The organism is Streptomyces sp. NPDC089915 (assembly GCF_040684675.1).
Taxonomy (GTDB): Bacteria; Actinomycetota; Actinomycetes; order Streptomycetales; family Streptomycetaceae; genus Streptomyces.
The window spans coordinates 69292-86240 of the sequence record NZ_JBFBGN010000006.1 but is presented as its reverse complement, the minus strand read 5'-3'; the positions used below and the strand labels follow the sequence as shown (position 1 = coordinate 86240).

Genomic DNA, 16949 nt, shown 5'->3' with positions numbered 1-16949 from the left:
CGGAATGACCCTCAGCCCGTCAGTGCGCAGGCTCCTCTCCTGTGCGGCCGCCATGGCCGCGGGGATGAGCGTCGTCGTCGTGCCGGCGTCCGCCGCCGTCCGAGCCGAACCGGCGCCCCCGCGGGCGGCCGCCCCGCCCGACCCGGCCCTCCTGCACCGCCCCGGCGTCCAGCTGCGGCCGCGCGAGGGCGCCCCCGCCCTGCCCGAGGACCTCTCCGCGCTCTCCTGGCTGGTGGCCGACGCCGACAGCGGGGAGGTGCTCGCCGCCCACAACGCCCACCTGGGCCTGCCGCCCGCCAGCACCATGAAGACGCTCTTCGCGCTCACGGCCCTGCCCCGGCTGCCGCGTACCGGGACCCACACCGTCACCGACGCCGAACTCGCCGACATCGGCGAGGGGAGCAGCATGGTCGGCCTCGACGCCGGCCTCACGTACCGGATCGCGGACCTGTGGAAGGGCGTCTTCCTCAGCTCCGGCAACGACGCCGTGCACGTCCTCGCCGCCATGAACGGCGGCTGGGAGCAGACGGCCGCCCGGATGCAGGCCAGGGCCCGCGCCCTGGGAGCGGTCGACACGCACGTGGTCTCACCGGACGGCTACGACGCCGAAGGCCAGGTGTCCTCCGCCTACGACCTGGCCGTGTTCGGCCGCGCCGGCCTCGCCGACCCCGACTTCGCCCGCTACGCGGCCCTCACCGACGCCCCGTTCCCCGGGGACACCGACTCCGAGGGCCGGCCGACGTGGACGTTCGGCATCGAGAACACCAACCGGCTGCTGACCGGCGAGGACGGCGTCGGCCGCTACCCGGGCATCGTCGGCATCAAGAACGGCTACACCTCCGAGGCCGGATACACCCTGGTCACGGCCGCGCGCCGGGACGGCCGCACCCTTCTGGCCACCGTCATGAACCCCCAGCGGGGCGGCGCCTTCGCGGTCTACGACGAGACGCGCGCCCTGCTGGACTGGGGCTTCGCCGCCGCCGGGCACGTGGACCCGGTCGGATCGCTCCAGCCCCCGCAGAAGAAGCCCGCACGGGCCGCCGCACCCGTCGTCACCGCCTCCACGGCCCCCGAGGAGCCCGGCTCCGGCTACGCCTGGCCGGCCGCGGCCCTCCTCACGGGCGCCGGCGCGGCAGCGGCGGCGGGCCTCCACCGGCGCCGGCGGGGCGGGGCCCGGACGCCGTGAGATGCCCGCACGCGAACGGGACGATAGCCTTGAACCGCCATGAGTACGGCGTAGCGGCCCGACCGCTGCCGCGGATTCCGGAGCCGTCACGCCCCACCGGCCGTATCTCAGCTCCCAAGGCAGGTTGAACGATGAAGCGGACACGTCGTCTCGCGGTACTCGCGCTCCTGATCGCTCCCCCTCTCGCACTGGGCCCCGCCGTCGCCGCCCACGCCTCGGCCCCCGCGGCCGCGAAGTGCAGCGTCGAAGTGGACTCGGCGGGCAAGTACCACGTGTGGGGCCAGGGGTTCCCCGCCGGCACGACGGTGACCTACTCCGGCTCCTCCACCGGCTCGGTCCCGATCGACACCTCGGGCAGGTTCGACCTCGGCGGCCTGACCGGAAGCACGTACACGGTCAAGACGGCGGACGGCAAGACCACGGTCACCTGCGCGGAGGTCCGCCACTGACCCCACTGCCGGCAGGCTCCCCGCCGGGAGTCCGGCCGCTGAACCGAGCGGCCGCCGGATCAGTGGGCCCAGGGCAGGCGTACGGCCTCGATGTCGTGGTCGTGGAGGAGGGCTTCGACGAGTGGGGGCGGGCCGGCGAGTTTGGTGGCCCACAGGTCGTAGTCCGTGCACAGGACCCACGACCGGTCGTCCGCCCAGAGGTTGGACGGGGTCCGGTAGTCCTCCTCGGCTTGGTCGTACAGGGCCTTGGCGTCCGCGAGCCGGCCGGCCCGGACGTGGGGGGTGTCGAAGTCCTCCGTGTTCTGGCCCAGCGGCGTGTAGTAGGCGAGGCAGCGGGTGTCCGGTCCCAGGGGGGCGTGCTCGGTGAGGATCTCGATCAGCCGGTCCCAGTCGGCCCGGTCCAGGCTGCCCTCGGACGGACCGGAGACGTCGAGCGGCCAGCCGCCCGCCTCGCGCAGCGACGGGAAGGAGCGGTGGCAGGGCAGGAGTCCCTCGGCGGCCACGGGATCCCCCGTCCGCCGGGCGAGTTCCGCCCAGGGCAGGCGGCGCCAGCGCCGTCCGGGGTGCTCGCCCTTGGACGGGGCGAAGGTGTCGGAGGGGTCCTCGAACACCTCGGCGGGGTCGAGCCCCGGGATGATCTCGTGGCCGCCGCTCTCGCTGTTCAGAAAGGCCCGCCGGTACTCGGCGTACGTCATGCCGAAGGGCCCGAGTTCGTGTGCGTGCATGCGGTGCAGCACCCAGGCCGCATCGGGCAGGGCCGGCGGCATGAAACCGGTGAGGCCGTCGTCGTCGGCCAGTTCCCGCAGCCAGCCGGTCTCCGCGGGCGCGGCGATCGGCCACAGGTCGGCTGTCGCGGGCGTCGAGGTCTCGTACACCGGCTCAGGATACGAGCCGGAAAGGTGACGTGTTCTGTCAGGTTTGGCAGGAACGATGGAGACATGAGCAACGAGGACACCACCACTCAGAACACCGCACGCCCCGGCCCGGCCGGTCCGCTCGCCGGGCGGATCGCGCTCGTGGCGGGTGCCACCCGCGGGGCGGGACGGGCGCAGGCCGTGGAGCTCGGCCGGGCCGGAGCGACCGTGTACGTCACCGGCCGCACCACCCGGACCCGGGCCAGCGAGGTCGGCCGGACCACCGAGACCATCGAGGAGACCGCCGAACTCGTCACCGCGGCCGGCGGCACCGGCATCGCCGTCCCCACCGACCATCTCGACGAAGCCCAGGTCCGCGCCCTCGCCGAGCGGATCGACCGGGACCACGGACGGCTCGACATCCTCGTCAACGACCTCTGGGGCGGCGAACACCTCCTGGCGGCCTCGGTGTTCGGGAAGAAGAGCTGGGAGACCCCGCTCGCCGACGGCCTGCGCATCCTCGAACTCGGCGCCCGCTCCCACGTGATCACGGCGGCGCTCCTGCTCCCGCTGCTGATCCGCTCCGACGCGCCGCTGCACGTCGAGGTCACGGACGGCACCGCGCACTCCAACCGCCGCTACCGGGAGAACATGTACTACGACCTCGCGAAGAACGCCCCGATCCGCCTCGCGTTCGGGCTGGGCCAGGAACTCGCCGAGTACAACGGAACGGCGGTCGCGGTCTCGCCGGGCTTCCTGCGCTCGGAGCAGATGCTCTCGTTCTTCGGCGTGAGCGAGGAGAACTGGCGTGACGCGATCGCCCGGGAGCCCTCCTTCGCGATCGCGGAGTCCCCGCGCTACCTGGCCCGCACGGTTGCGGCACTGGCCGCCGACCCGGACCGGGCGCAGCGGTGGAACGGCAAGTCCACCTCCAGCGCGGAACTCGCCCGGGCGTACGGGGTGACGGACGTGGACGGCAGCCGGCCGGACGCCTGGGCGTACTTCGAGGATGTCGTCTACGGAGGAAAGGAGGGATCCCCCGAGGACTACCGCTGACCGTCCGCCCGGTCGGCGCGGTAGAGGGCGGCCAGGGCGCAGGCGTGCTCGCGGAAGCGGGCGCGCAGCCCGGCCGGCGCCAGGACCTCGGCGTCCGCACCGAGCCGGGCCAGCTGGTCGAAGGCGACCTCCTCGGACTCCGCCGGCAGATCGACGGTCACCAGGCCTGCGGCATCCGGGGCGCCCGCCGAGGCGAGCGCGTGCGCGACGGCCGCCCCGTCCACGACGGCGGGCAGCCGCCGCAGCCCCCCGGCGGTCAGCCGGACCGTGACGGTCGTACGCAGCAGGGCGCGGGCGAACAGGGCCGAGCGGGCCTCCCAGTGCGCGGCCAGCTCGAAGGCCGGATCACGCGCGAACGGCTCCTCCGCTCCGGGCGCGGCCCCGAGCGCGGTGATCCGGTCGACGCGGTACGTACGCCAGCCGCCGTCACGGTCCTCCTCCCGCGCACCGGGGACGCGGACCACCGCGTACCAGGTGCCCGCCTTCAGCACGAGCCCGTACGGCTCCGCCACCCGCGTCACGGTCGAGGACGGCGCGCCGTCCCGGCCCGGACGCGCGTACGACAGCTCGACGGCCCGGTCCGCCCACACCGCCCGGGCCAGCTCCGGCAGCAGCTCCGGGGTGGCGGGCTCCCGGAACCACGCCGGCGCGTCGAGGTGGAAGCGGCGCACCGAGGACTCGGCGGCCTGGCGCACCGACGGGAGCAGCGTCGCGGTGAGCTTCAGCCGGGCGGTCTGCGCCGCGTCCGACAGCCCGAGGTCCCGCAGCGCCGACGGCAGACCGGAGAGGAAGAGGGTCTCCGCCTCGCTCGGATGGAGCGAGGTGAGCCGGGTCCGGTACCCCGCGGCGAGGAAGTAGCCGCCCACCCGGCCCCGCTCCGACCGGACGGGCACGCCGGCCTCCTGGAGCGCCTGCGCGTCGCGGATCACGGTCCGCTCGGACACCTCCAGCTCCCGGGCGAGCGCGGGCGCGGTCAGGCCGGGGTGTGACTGGATCAGGAGGGCCATACGGATCAGGCGGGCGGCACGCATGCTCCAAGGATCACCGACCGGGCGGGCGGACGGGACCTCTCAGGCGAGCGGGCAGCTGGTGAGCGGGTCCTCGCCCGGGGCGGGGAACGGCAGCGTACGCCCGGCCGGCGGCGGGACGCCCCGGCCGAGCCAGGTCTCCAGGGCGCTCATCGCGGAGCGGTGGCAGGGCAGGAGGGGGCGGACCCGGCCGGGGAAGGCGTCGGCCAGGGAGTCGACGTGCGTTCCCCCCTCGACCCGGTAGTAGCGCAGGAGCCGGCCGCGGCCCGCGTCGGCGACCATGCGCGCGTACACGTCGGAGTCCCGGCTGATCGGCAGGAGGACGTCGAGCGTGCCGTGCAGCGTGATGAGGGGCTTCCCGATGCGGCCCGTCAGCGCGATCCCCGCCACGGCGTCGTGGACGCTCCGGGGCCGCAGGCGGTAGTCGTAGTCCGCGTCGCAGGCGGGGGTGCCCGGCGTGCAGAACGGGGTTCCCGCCTCCCGGGCGCCGTCGTAGCCGGGGTCCAGTTCCTCGCGGTAGATGCGCTGGGTCAGGTCCCAGTAGTACTGGTGGTGGAAGGGCCACAGGAACTCGGAACCGGCCGGGAACCCGGCCGCGAGCATCTCCCGGTGCGCCCGGTCCGCCTCCGCGCCGCCGGCGGCGTAGCGCGGGTAGGCGGCCAGGGCAGGCGGCAGGAAGGTGAGGAGGTTCGGCCCCTGCTCCCGCCAGAGGGTGCCCTCCCAGTCGACGCCGCCGTCGTACAGCTCGGGATGGTTCTCCAGCTGCCAGCGCACCAGATAGCCGCCGTTGGACATGCCGGTGGCCAGGGTCCGGGAGGGAGGCCGCAGGTAGCGCTGGGCGACGACGGCGCGGGCGGCCCGGTTGAGCTGCGTGACCCGTTCGTTCCACTCGGCGATCGCGTCGCCGGGCGCCCGGCCGTCACGGTAGAAGGCGGTGCCCGTGTTGCCCTTGTCGGTCGCCGCGAAGGCGTAGCCGCGCGAGAGGACCCAGTCGCCGATGGCCCGGTCGTTGGCGTACTGCGCCCGCACCCCGGGGGAGCCGGTGACGACCAGGCCGCCGTTCCAGTGGTCCGGCAGGCGGATCACGAACTGGGAGTCGTGGTTCCAGCCGTGGTGGGCGTTGGTGGCGGAGGAGTCGGGGAAGTACCCGTCGATCTGGATGCCGGGCACCCCGCTCGGTTCGCTCAGGCCGGCCGGGGTCAGCCCGGCCCAGTCCGCCGGGTCCGTGTGCCCCGAGGCGACGGTCCCGGCCGTGGTCAGCTCGTCCAGGCAGGACGGGGCCTGGAGTTCGGCGCCGGGCACCTTCAGCCGTGCCAGGCCGGCGCAGTGCCCGTCCGCCGGGCCCGGGCCGCCGTGGTGGTCGGCGGCCGCGGGCGCCGCGGCGACGGCCACGAACGCGGCCGCCGCCGCGGCCGCCCTGCGGAACCTGCCGGGGCGTGACGCGCGCCGTGGGCGCGGGCCTGGTCGTCGGTGCACGGGGGTACCTCCGGTGAGTGGGGTCTGCGGGCGGCGCGGGGGTGGTCAGGGGCAGCTGCCGTCGGCGATGACGTACCAGCCGGCCGGTGACTCCTTCAGGGTGTGCGTGGTGAAGACGTTGTAGAGGCCCATGTTCTGGTTCGAGCCCTTGGCGTAGGCGTAGCCGCCGTTCGCGGTGGCGCGCCCCGCCTGGACCTGCCGGTAGTTGTCCGCCGTCCAGCACTTCGGCGGCGCGCCCGTCGTCGTGGCGCTGATCTCGGCCGAGCGGGCTCCCTCGACGCCGGCGCCGTCGCGGGCCGCCACGGCGTAGGCCGCCCGGGCTCAGGCCCGTGTCGGTGAACGGGGATCCGGCCGGAGTCGCGATCCGGGCCCCGTCGCGGTACACCGCGTAGGACGCGGCGCCGGCGACGTCGCCCCAGGCCAGGGTGACCGAGGTGTCGGTGGCGCCGGTCGCCGACAGTCCCGCCGGGGCGGGCGGACCGCCGGGTTGCTGCGCGGAGCCGTCCAGTCCGAAGAAGCCGGTGATCCAGTGGCTGGAGCAGATCGAGCGGATGAAGTGCGCCGTACCGGTGGCCCCGCACTGCTGGGGGCCGGTGCCCGGGTCCACCGGCGTGCCGTGCCCGATGGAGGGCACCCGGTCCACCTCGACGGCCACGCTCCCGTCGGCCGTCAGGTACTGCTCGCGGCGGGTGCCGTCCGGGCCGATGGCGGTGGTGCGGTCGGGGCTCTGGCCCAGGCCGTGGACGGCGGTCCACTGGTCACGCAGCTCGTCGGCGTTCTTCGGGACGACCGTGGTGTCGTCGTCCCCGTGCCAGACGGCCACGCGCGGCCAGGGCCCGCCGTAGCCGGGATGGGCGTCCCTCACGGCGGCGGCCCAGTCCGCCGGGGTGCGGTCCACGCCGGGGTTCATACAGGTGTAGGCGGCGGCCACGGTGTCGGCGCAGCCGTAGGGGATGCCCGCGACGACGGCGCCGGCCCGGAACACGTCGGGGTAGGCGGCGAGCATGACGGAGGTCATGGCGCCGCCCGCCGAGAGCCCGGTGACGTAGACGCGGGCCGGGTCGGTCCCGTAGTCGGCGGCCGCGCGCGCGACCATCTGCCGGATCGAGGCGGCCTCGCCCTGCCCGCGGCGGTTGTCGCCGGGCTGGAAGAAGTTGAAGCACTGCTGGGCGTTGTTGGCGGCAGTGGTCTCGGGGAACACGAGGAGGAAGCCGTACCGGTCCGCGAAGGCGGTCAGCCCGGAGTTGTCGGCGTAGACCTGCGCGCTCTGCGTACAGCCGTGCAGCGCCACCACCACGGCCGGGTTCGGGGGCAGACCGGCGGGCCGGTAGAGGTACATGTTCAGCGCCCCCGGATTGGACCCGAAGGAGGCGACCCTCTGCAACGGGACGGCGGCCCGCGCGGCGGGGGCGGGGCCGGCGAACACCGTCGCCGCCAGCAGGGCCGCCACGGCGGCCATCCGCCGTATCGTCCCGGCCGCCGCGCGGCGCACCCGTACCGTGGACGGCGCTCGCTGCGGTCGTACCCTGTGAGACGGCATGGCGGCTCCCTGTCACGGGTGGGGGGTGCCCGTAACGGTAGGAGCGGCCCTCACCCCGCGAGAATGGTGCGGCGGCCCACAGGCGGTGAACGGACCTGTACGCCCAGCCCGTTGCACCGTCGGACCCGCCCTGCTAGCCGCGCGCGACGGCCGGCTCGGCGCCCGTCCGGGGTCTCACGGACCCGCGTTCCCCTCGAAGTCGCCCACGTTGATCAGGGTCACCCGCCGGTGGGAGGCATTCCACTTCACGTGCTTGCGCGCGCCCCAGTAGTACAGCCCGTAGCCCTCGAGGTCGCCGTAGGAGCTCTCCTCACGCACCCGGTCGGGCGTGCCGAACACGGCCAGGAGCTCCTCGTACGAGGTAAGTTGGGAGAAACGGGCCAGGTGCGCCCCGTAGACCGCGAACCCGACGACCAGCCCGGCCCGGACCTTGTACGTGATTTCCCCGGCGCAGTAGAGGAATCCGTCCGACCCGACGGTGTGGTCGATGACCTCGTCGAGCGTCAGCCGCCACCCGTCCGCGTCGTGGTACTCGCTGTCGATGTCGTCCCCGCCGCGGTAGCGGGCGACCACGGAGGACTGGGCCTCGGTGATCCTGTGCCGGGGGACGCCGGCGGCGGGTGATCCCAGGGCCACGCCGTCCATCCGGAGCGTGGCCGGGTCGAGTTGCGGCCGGGCCAGGACGCCCGGGTCCTTGAGGATCTCGATCACAGGCGGAGTCTACGTCCGCGGAGTCCGGGGTCCTCGACGGCCGGTGCGAGCCCGTGAGGGCGAACCGGGATAGGTCCGTAGGTCCACCCCCCTTTACGGCTTGGGGCGGGAGGCGCCGGGGTAGGCAGCGGGGGAGTGCCGTGGCCCGGTCGCGGTGGTGCGGCCCGTCGTCATCGTGGCCGGCGCGGGCCGGGCGCGAGGGAGAGGGGACCTGGTGCGGTTCGGGGCGTGGGTCGTGGACGGGGAGCTCGGGCGCGGCGGAATGGGCGTCGTCTACGCGGCCGTTCACCGGGAGACCGGGGAGCGCCGCGCCCTCAAGGTCGTGCACGCGCCCGCGGGGGCCGGCGAGGAGGTGGCCCGGTTCGCCCGTGAGGTACGGGTCTCCCTGGCACTCGCCCACCCGCACGTGGTGCGCGTCATCGGGATCGAGCGCTCCGGACCGGACGGCGCCGGCGGAGCCCCCGACCCGCAGGGGGAGCCCTGCTGCCTGGTGCTCGAACTCTGCGACGGCGGCAGCCTCGCCGACCGGGTGCACCGCGACGGCCCGCTGCCGGCGCCCCAGGCCCTGGAGCTGTTCGACGGGGTGCTGGCCGGGCTCGCCCACGTCCACCGGGAACACGGCCTGGTCCACCGCGACATCAAACCGCACAACATCCTGCTCACCGGCGGCCCCCACGGCCGCCCGGTCGCCAAACTCGCCGACTTCGGCCTGGCCAAGGCCTACGAGAGCGCCGGGCTCAGCGGACTCACCCGCACCGGCGTCGTCATGGGCACCCCCGCCTTCATGCCGAGGTCCCAGCTGATCAACTACAAGTACGCCACCCCCGAGGTCGACGTGTGGTCCACCGCGGCCTCCCTCTACCACGTCCTCACCGGATCCCCGCCCCGCGACCTGCCACCCGGCCGGGACCCCTGGCTCGCCGTCGCCACCAGCCCCGTCGTACCCGTCGGCGAACGGGTCCCCGGGCTGCCGCCGGAGCTGTGCGAGGTCCTCGACTACGCCCTCAGCGACGAGATCGAAGGGGGCTTCGAGACCGCGGAGTCGCTGCGCGCCGCGCTCGGGGGAATCTGACGTGGACGTGGACGTGGACGCGGACGCGGACGTGGAGGCGGGCGGCATCCTCCTGACGGAGTTCATGGTCGAACGCCCCCTGGGCAGCGGCGGGTTCGCGGGCGTCGTACTGGTCCGCTCGCGCCGCACGGGCGAGCGGTACGCGGTCAAACGCCTGCACAGCGCCGATCCCGCACACCAGGGAAGGCTCCTCAACGAGGTACGCCGCTGGGTCGACCTGCCGGCACACCCCCACATCGCACCCTGCCGGTTCGCCCGCAGCATCGGCGACGAGGTCGCCGTCTTCAGCGAGTACGCCCCCGGCGGCTCGCTGGCCGACCGGCTCCGCTCCGGCGCACTGCACGAGGGCGGCGAACGGGCCGCGCTGCGCCGCGTGCTGACGGCGGCCGTCCAGTCCGCCTGGGGCCTGGCCGCCGCACACGGGCACGGTCTGCTGCACCTCGACGTCAAGCCCGCCAACCTGCTGCTCGACGACGACGGCACGGTCCGGCTGACCGATTTCGGGCTGGCCGCCGACCCCGGCTGGGGCGACGAGCCGCGCCTGGAACTCGAAGCGGTGGTCCGCTACATCGCCGACGTGCCCGGCGCCGGCGAGGAGGAACGCGAGCGGCTGCGCGCCGTCCTGCGCCGGCAGCTGCACCCGCCGCGCCCGCGCTCCCAGACCTCCCTCCAGGTCTCCGGGGCCGCCGCGGGCACACCCGCGTACGCCTCGCCCGAACAGGCCGAGGGACGCCGCGTCGGGATCCCGGCGGACGTCTGGAGCTGGGCGGTGACCGTCCTGGAACTGTTCGTGGGGGAGCGCACCTGGCCCGCCGGGACCGTGGCCGGCCTGGTCCTGCGGGCCGCCCGCTCCCAGCCCCTGACACCGGCCTCGCTGCGCATCCCGCCGCCGATGGCCGACCTGCTGGAACGCTGCTTCCGGGTCGAGCCCGCCCAGCGCCCCCATCCGTTCGGCGAGATCGCCGAGGAGGTCCTGCGGATCGCGGACGAGGAGACCGGCTTCCCCCTGGGGCTGACGCCGCCGCCCTCCGCCCCGGCCCCGGCGGCGGACCGAGGCGCGTTCCTGTACGAACGGCGCGCCCCGGAGACCGGAGCGTGGTCCGACCCGCGGGGACTCCTCCACTACGCCTACCGCACCGCCGGCCTCGACGAACGCGACGCCGTCGACTTCTGGCCGCCCGACACCGGCGGCCCGCACGCCCAGCTCCTCGGCGACCTGCGGACCCTGCGGGAGGCCCGTCGCGTGCTCGACTCCCTCCCCGGGCGCGAGCGGGACCGGCCGGAGAGGGCGTACGCACGGGTGCGCTGCCTGGCCGAGACCGCCCGGGTCCTCGAAGCGCTCGGCGACACCGACGGCGCCCTCGCCCACCATCGCACCGCCGCCGGCCTCGGTGACCGCCTGTCGGGGGCGGACGCCGCCCTGCTGGCGGCCGTCCTCAACTCGATGTGCGGACTCCAGCGCCGCACCGGCGATCTCCCGGCGGCCCTCGGCACCGCGGAGCGCGCCGTGACCCTGGCCCGGAGGCTCCCCGACGGGGGCGCGGGAACCGTGCTGGGCTCCGCGCTGCTGCGACAGGCCAACGTCCTGGGCGACATGAGCCGCCGGGAGGCCGGCCCGCCCGCCGAGGCCCTGGCCGCGCGCGCCGCCACGCTGTACGAGGCCTCCGCCGAGGAGTTCGCCGCGACCGACGACCCGCTCGACGTCGTCCCCTCCCTCACCAACCTCGCCGCCCTCGAACGGACGCGCGGGAACCGGCGGCGTGCCGCCGAGCTGTGGCGGGAAGCCGAGGCACTGCTGGACCGGCGCATCAGCCGCGCGCCCGCCGACCGGTACGCGCGCGAGCTGAAGGCCGCCACGGCGGTCCAACGGGCCCAGGCCGGCGAGACGGAACAGGCGGGCACCGCCGTGGAACTCCTCACGGCCATGGTGTCCGACGAGGGCGTGTACCAGCTGAGCGGACGCCTGGGCGAGGCGCTGATCCTGCGCGGCCGGGCGGAAGAGGAGGCCGGACGGGTACGGGCCGCCCGCGACAGCTACGCCGAGGCCGTACGCCGGCTGGAGCAGGCCGTGCTCCTGGCCGGCGACATCACCGCCGCGAACCGGCTGGCCCGCGCCGACGACAGCCTGGCCCAGCTCATCGGAGTCCTGGAGGACCCGGTCCGCGGGCTCGAACACGCCCGTACCTCCCTCGGCCGGTGGCGCCTGCTCACCGAGGCGGACGGCGCGGCGGCCTGGGGCGGCAACCTCGTGCACGCCCTGACCAAGGCGGCCCACATCGCACTGGACGCCGACGCCCCCGAGGAGGCCGGACGCGACCTCGACGAGGCCCTGGAGATCCTCGGCTCACCCGGATACGCCGGCACCGCGCCCGTACCCGACTCGGAAGCGGCCTCCGTCCACCGCTGCCGGGCGGTGTGGCTGCGGCGCACCGGCCGGCCACGGGAAGCGCTGGAGGCCTGCGGCCACGCCCTCGACCACCTGGGCACCGGCCCGGCCGCGACCGACACCGCCACGGACCCGGCCCTGAACCCGGCGACCGCCGGCGTGTACGTCCTCACGCTGGAGACCCTCTCCGCCGCGTACGCGGACCTCGACGACCACGGACGGTCCCTCCACGCCCAGGAGGCCGCGTACGCCGCACTCGTGCGGTCCCCGGGCACCCGCGCCCCCTCGGCGGAGCTCGCCCAGAGCCTCCAGGCCCTGGCCGGCGCCCGGATGCTGTACGGACTGCAAGCGGAGGCCGCCGAGGCCGCGCGCGGGGCCCTCGACCAGTACACCGAGCTGATCCCGGAGGGCCGGTCCGACCTCGCCGCGGAGGCCGCACGCGTCACCGGCGTCCTCGCCACGTCCCTGATCAACACCGGCGATGCCGAAGGCGCCGAACGCGCCCTGGCGCGGCTGCTGTCCCAGTACGGCCGCCTGTCCACGGACGACCCGGCCCTCGGCCGCGCCGGCCGCTTCGCGGCCCGGTGGCTGCCCGACTCGCCGGAGCCCGCGCACCGCAGGGGCGGTGACGTGCACGCCTTCATGAGCGAGGCGTTCGGCAACCAGCACCGCGAGCTGCGCGGACTGCTCGCCGTCACGCCCGCCGACCTGCCCGCCCGGCTGGCGGACCTGGGCGCGGCCGTGAACCGGGCGTCCCGGGCCGGAGCCCAGGGCGAACGGCGCGTGGCGTCGATGCTGCTGGAGGAGATCGTGGGCAAACTCGCCTGGCTCAAGGGCAGGCACCCCGGAGCCGACGTGGAGTACCTGTACGGCGAGGCCGCGCTCCGGCTCGGCACCTTCGCGATGGGCTGCGGCCGCGACGCGGCCGCCGCGAGCGGCTTCGCCCGGGGGACCGCGGCCTACCGCACCCTCGTCGTCACGTACGGGAGGCGCGAGCTCGTGGACCGCTACCTGCGGGCCCTGTCCGCCCCGGTCATGCTGCACGCCCTCCGCAAGGACGAGGCCGCCCTGCAGGGCGCCCTCCGCGAACTCCACGACCAGGCCCGCCGCCACGACCCCCGCAACGCCACCGCCTGGCTGGAACGGGCCCGCGCCTCCGTCACGGACCTCCCCACCGGCGACGCGTAGCCGAGCGGGCACCCCGGGCCGGGCAACCGATGCCCGCGCCCGTGCGTCGGACACCACATGCGACGTGAACTGCTCTTCCCGCTCATACCCCTGCTGATCGGGGTGGTCTTCCTAGGCGTCGGCGTCCATGGACTCCGCCGTGCCGGGGAGCTCCGTCGTACGGGGGTCACGGCGGTGGGGCGGGTCGTCCGGTACCGGACCCGGAGCGACCACGACGGGGCCACGTACCACCACCCGGTCGTCGCCTGGACGACCCGCGACGGCCGCGCGTGCGAGCACTCCTCCAGGCTCGGGCGCGGCAGCGCCAAACGGATCGCGGTGGGGAACGCGGTCACGGTCCGGTACGACCCGGGGGATCCCGGGCGCTTCGCGATCCAGGGCTGGGACTCGACGACGGTGTACACGGTGTTCACCGGGGTGGGGGCCGTCCTCACCCTCGGCGCGCTCGCGGTCTTCCTGCCGGCCGCCGTCTGACCGGCGGGACTCGAACCGGGCGGTTCAGCTCGTGGCGGGGGCTTCGGCCGGGTCCGTGGTCGGGCGGCCGCCGGTGCGGGTCGCGCCGATGCCGGCGATCACCACGCAGGCTATGCCGACGGCGGGCGCCGGGCCCGGGGTCTGGCCGAGGACGAGGAGTCCGATCACCGTGGCGAAGGCGGGCTCCAGGCTCATCAGGGTGCCGAACGCGGAGGTGGTGAGCCGGCGCAGGGCGAGGAACTCGAGGGCGAAGGGCAGGACCGGGCTGAGCAGCGCCAGGGCCAGCATGATCCACAGCGCCGGCCAGGTCAGGTGCGAGGTCAGGACGGGAGTGGCGACGAGCATCCCCAGCACGCCCGCGACCGGCATGGACACGGCCAGACCGGCCAGCCCGGTGACGCTGTCGCCGACCCGCTGGGTCAGCAGGATGTACACGGCCCAGCAGGCGGCCGCGGCCAGCGCGTATCCGATGCCGAGCGCGTCCAGGGACCCGTGCCAGGGCTCGGTCAGCAGGACGACGCCGAGCGCCGCCGAGGCCGTCCACACGCGGCGCCCGCGCCCGGGCCCGTACAAGGAGACCGCGAGCGGGCCGAGGAACTCCAGGGCGCTCGCCGTGCCCAGCGGCAGACGGCTGAGGGCCAGCGTGAAGAAGAGCATCATGCCCGCGGTCGCCACGCCCAGCGCGAGGCACGCCCGCAGGTCCCCGCGCCCGAAGTCGCGGCGCCGGGGCCGGACGAAGAGGAACAGCAGCAGGCCCGCCCAGCCCAGCCGCAACCCCGCCGCGCCCTGCGGGCCCAGCTGGTCGAAGAGCGGCACGGTCAGGGCCGAGCCCAGCTGCACGGCGGACATGGCGGCCACGGCCATCAGCACACCGGTGCGGGCCGGGTTCTGCCGGGGCCGGGGCCGGGGCCGGGGCGTGGGCGTGGGCCGGGGCCCGGGCGGGAGCCGGAGCCCAGGCGCGGGCGTCCGGGGCGAGGCAGGGGTCACGGGGGTCATGGGCCCCAGTAGATGCCCCCGGCATCGTTCATGTCCACGTGCCGATCATGGACAGTTCGTTCGGGAAACCTGGACAATCAGCGGATGGAAACCCGACGCCTGCGCCTGCTGGTGGAACTGTCCCGCCTGGGCTCGATGCGCGCGGTCGCCGACGCGACGGGCGCCACCACCTCGACGGTCTCGCAGCAGCTCGCCGTCCTCGCGAAGGAGATGGGCGCCGCGCTGATCGAACCGGACGGGCGGCGCGTGCGGCTCACCCCGGCCGGCCGCCGGCTCGCCGAGCACGCCGTGACGATCCTCGCCGCCGTGGAGACCGCCCGGCTCGACCTCGCCCCGGGGGCCGAGCCCAACGGCACGCTGCGGGTGGCCGGCTTCTCCACGGCCATCCGCGTCCACCTGCTCCCCCTGATCACCGAACTCGCCCGGACGGTGCCCCGCCTGCGGATCCTGGTGCGCGAGCACGAGCCCGCCGAGGCCCTGCGGCTGCTGGCCGCCGACGAGACCGACCTGGCCCTCACCTACGACTACGACCTGGCCCCGGCCGACCGCGACCCCGCCGTACACACCACCGCTCTGTGGACGGCCCCCTGGGGCCTGGGCGTCCCGGCCCACGCCGAGGTGCCGGAACGGGCCGGCACCCTGGAGGTCTTCGCCCGCTTCACGGCACACGACTGGATCGTCAACTCCCGCAACACCGCCGACGAGACGGTGATCCGCACCCTGGCCTCGATGGCCGGGTTCACCCCGCGCATCACCCATCAGTCCGACAGCCTCGACCTGGTCCAGGGCATGATCACCGCCGGGCTCGGCGTGGGCCTCCTGCCACTGGGCACCCCGACCCTCCCCGGCGTCCGCCTCGTACCCCTGCCCAGCCCGCCCGTCACCCTGCGCGCCCACGCCCTGGCCCACCCGGGCCGCCTCGCCTGGCCCCCGCTCGCCCTGGTCACCGACCTGCTGGCCCGGCGGGCGGAGGGAGGCGGCGGCGACGGAGAGGAACCCCGTCCGACGCCGGGGCGGGCTACCGAGGGCTGACCGTGACCTCGTACGTGGTTCCGGTGCGTCCGCGGGTGTCCACGGAGACGGTCTGGCCGCGGCCGTCCCACCTGGCGTCGCCGCCCCGGACCGTGACGCGGTAGCCGTTCGGGTAGGCGTCCCGGGGCACGGTGATCTGGGTGGGCCCCCCGGTGCCGCCGCGGGTGCGGAAGGTGAGGGTGTAGGTGCGGGTGGCGGGGTCGTACGCGAAGCCGAGCGGGTCGCCCGCGACGGCCCGCGCGTAGGGCTGGACCAGCAGCAGGGCGTTGGGCTTCGGCGCGCCCGCCTGGTCGAGGAAGCAGTAGCCGCCGCCCCGGCACCACTGCCACCACGTCCAGCCGCTGGAGAAGCGGTCCAGGGCGGCCGTCATATCGGTGACGAACCGGCTCCCGTGCGGCACGTAGGGGTTGCCGCCCCACTCCCCGACGATCACCGGCATGCGGTTGCGGGCCGGGTAGTCGCTGATCGCGGCCTCGTACGCGGGGATGAAGGTGCCGTCGGGGTCGTAGTCGCCGCCGGTCTCCATGGCGGTCTCGTAGAAGTGCGGGGCGTACCCGGCGTGCGGGTCGTCGATGCGTCCCAGCCGCGTGGGGACGCCGAGACCGACGATGACGGTGGGTTCGACGAACACCCACGACCTGTCGTCGACCAGACGGACCGCCCGCGCGAGGCGGTTCCACATCTCGGTGAGCTCGCCGGCCTCGAAACGGGCCGCCGCGGCGGGGAGGTCCTCGCCTTCGAGGAACCTCGCGAACGGCTCGTTCATCAGGTCGTAGCCGAGCAGCGCCGGGTGGCGGCCCAGGGCGGAGGCGACCGTCATCCACATCCGGGCGTGCGCGGCGCGCAGATCGGTGTCCTTGTACAGGCGGTCGAAGGCGGCCTGCACGGACGGCTCGAAGTACTCGGAGAACCAGTCCTCGGGCACCGGCGTGAACGGCAGCCCCTCGTCCCGGGTGGCCCACCCGGGAACGCCGCGGGAGCCGAAGTGCGGCCCGTAGACGTCCTGGTGGGCGTCGAGGACGACCTTGACGTGATACCGGTCGGCCCAGTCCAGGATGCGCCGCATCCTGGCGAGGTAACCGCGGTCGTACCGCCCGGGGGCGGGTTCGAGGTCGTCCCAGAAGAAGGCGAGGCGCGCGAGGTTGAAGCCCCGGGCGGCCATGTCCCTGAGGTCGCTCTCGTGGATGTCGGCGAACGCGTCGGCGCCCCGGCCGCCCTTGTCGGCCAGGTTGAAGCCGCGCCACTGCAACGCGCGGCCCTGGCCGTCGGTGATGAAGGTGCGGTCCCCGACCGTGACGCGGTCGGGGGCGCGGCCGGGGCGGGCCTGGGCCTGCCCGGGCAGGACGCCGAGCAGGAGGGCCGCCACGGCGAGGGCGACGGGGGCGAGACGGGAGGACCGGCGCATGCGGGAGACCCTTTCGGGGGCGGCTTCTCGGGCGGCGTGCTACTGGCCGGTCGGATGTTACTGATGGGTGAGGGAAGTTCCCATGGTTTCGCGGGA

13 protein-coding genes and 1 pseudogene are annotated in these 16949 nt (G+C 75.0%); 7 read left to right on the top strand and 7 right to left on the bottom strand.

Annotated features, from left to right (window positions below; genetic code table 11):
- Positions 1 to 4 precede the first annotated feature (4 nt).
- Positions 5 to 1186, top strand: coding sequence for a serine hydrolase (locus AB0O29_RS03675; RefSeq protein WP_365145482.1), 1182 nt, complete (start codon positions 5 to 7; stop codon positions 1184 to 1186).
- A 131-nt stretch (positions 1187 to 1317) separates the two neighbouring features.
- Positions 1318 to 1635 carry a hypothetical protein gene (locus AB0O29_RS03670; RefSeq protein ID WP_365145479.1) on the top strand — a complete coding sequence of 106 codons (318 nt, stop codon included), beginning with the start codon at positions 1318 to 1320 and terminating at the stop codon, positions 1633 to 1635.
- Positions 1636 to 1694: 59 nt separating this feature from the next.
- Here the strand turns inward: AB0O29_RS03670 and AB0O29_RS03665 are convergent, their stop codons facing one another.
- Positions 1695 to 2510: a hypothetical protein gene (locus AB0O29_RS03665; RefSeq protein ID WP_365145477.1), complete on the bottom strand. Its 816-nt coding sequence runs from the start codon at positions 2508 to 2510 to the stop codon at positions 1695 to 1697.
- Positions 2511 to 2573: 63 nt separating this feature from the next.
- Here AB0O29_RS03665 and AB0O29_RS03660 point away from each other — a divergent pair, with 63 nt between their 5' ends.
- Complete coding sequence (locus tag AB0O29_RS03660; protein ID WP_365145474.1) at positions 2574 to 3545, top strand: SDR family oxidoreductase; 972 nt, start codon at positions 2574 to 2576, stop codon at positions 3543 to 3545.
- Here AB0O29_RS03660 and AB0O29_RS03655 read toward each other — a convergent pair.
- From AB0O29_RS03655 to AB0O29_RS03640, 4 genes and pseudogenes are all read right to left on the bottom strand, one after another.
- The gene (locus AB0O29_RS03655; RefSeq protein WP_365145471.1) at positions 3536 to 4576 is read right to left on the bottom strand and encodes a WYL domain-containing protein; all 1041 of its coding nucleotides are present in this window, start codon (positions 4574 to 4576) and stop codon (positions 3536 to 3538) included. The two genes, AB0O29_RS03660 and AB0O29_RS03655, sit on opposite strands and share 10 nt — an antisense overlap.
- Before the next feature lie 39 nt (positions 4577 to 4615).
- The gene (locus AB0O29_RS03650) at positions 4616 to 5965 is read right to left on the bottom strand and encodes a tannase/feruloyl esterase family alpha/beta hydrolase (RefSeq protein ID WP_365145468.1); all 1350 of its coding nucleotides are present in this window, start codon (positions 5963 to 5965) and stop codon (positions 4616 to 4618) included.
- Between the two features lie 129 nt (positions 5966 to 6094).
- A pseudogene (locus tag AB0O29_RS03645) lies at positions 6095 to 7508 on the bottom strand (PHB depolymerase family esterase).
- A gap of 255 nt (positions 7509 to 7763) precedes the next feature.
- Entirely contained in the window at positions 7764 to 8300 is a 537-nt protein-coding gene (locus AB0O29_RS03640) for a hypothetical protein (RefSeq protein WP_365145465.1), read from the bottom strand.
- 214 nt (positions 8301 to 8514) lie between these two features.
- Here AB0O29_RS03640 and AB0O29_RS03635 point away from each other — a divergent pair, with 214 nt between their 5' ends.
- From AB0O29_RS03635 to AB0O29_RS03625, 3 genes are read left to right on the top strand one after another with little or no spacing between them, the layout of a single operon-like run.
- Complete coding sequence (locus AB0O29_RS03635; protein ID WP_365145462.1) at positions 8515 to 9372, top strand: serine/threonine-protein kinase; 858 nt, start codon at positions 8515 to 8517, stop codon at positions 9370 to 9372.
- 1 nt (position 9373) lies between these two features.
- Positions 9374 to 12946: a serine/threonine-protein kinase gene (locus AB0O29_RS03630; protein ID WP_365145459.1), complete on the top strand. Its 3573-nt coding sequence runs from the start codon at positions 9374 to 9376 to the stop codon at positions 12944 to 12946.
- Positions 12947 to 13003: 57 nt separating this feature from the next.
- Positions 13004 to 13420, top strand: coding sequence for a DUF3592 domain-containing protein (locus AB0O29_RS03625; RefSeq protein WP_365145456.1), 417 nt, complete (start codon positions 13004 to 13006; stop codon positions 13418 to 13420).
- 24 nt (positions 13421 to 13444) lie between these two features.
- Here AB0O29_RS03625 and AB0O29_RS03620 read toward each other — a convergent pair whose 3' ends face one another.
- Complete coding sequence (locus tag AB0O29_RS03620; protein WP_365145453.1) at positions 13445 to 14284, bottom strand: EamA family transporter; 840 nt, start codon at positions 14282 to 14284, stop codon at positions 13445 to 13447.
- Positions 14285 to 14500: 216 nt separating this feature from the next.
- On the opposite strand from AB0O29_RS03620, the gene AB0O29_RS03615 reads away from it, so the two are divergent.
- Complete coding sequence (locus tag AB0O29_RS03615) at positions 14501 to 15448, top strand: LysR family transcriptional regulator (RefSeq protein WP_365145450.1); 948 nt, start codon at positions 14501 to 14503, stop codon at positions 15446 to 15448.
- On the opposite strand, the gene AB0O29_RS03610 is transcribed toward AB0O29_RS03615, so the two are convergent.
- Positions 15435 to 16853 (bottom strand): cellulase family glycosylhydrolase, encoded by a 1419-nt coding sequence (locus AB0O29_RS03610; protein WP_365145447.1) that lies wholly within the window; start codon positions 16851 to 16853, stop codon positions 15435 to 15437. The two genes, AB0O29_RS03615 and AB0O29_RS03610, sit on opposite strands and share 14 nt — an antisense overlap.
- Between the last annotated feature and the right edge of the window lie 96 nt (positions 16854 to 16949).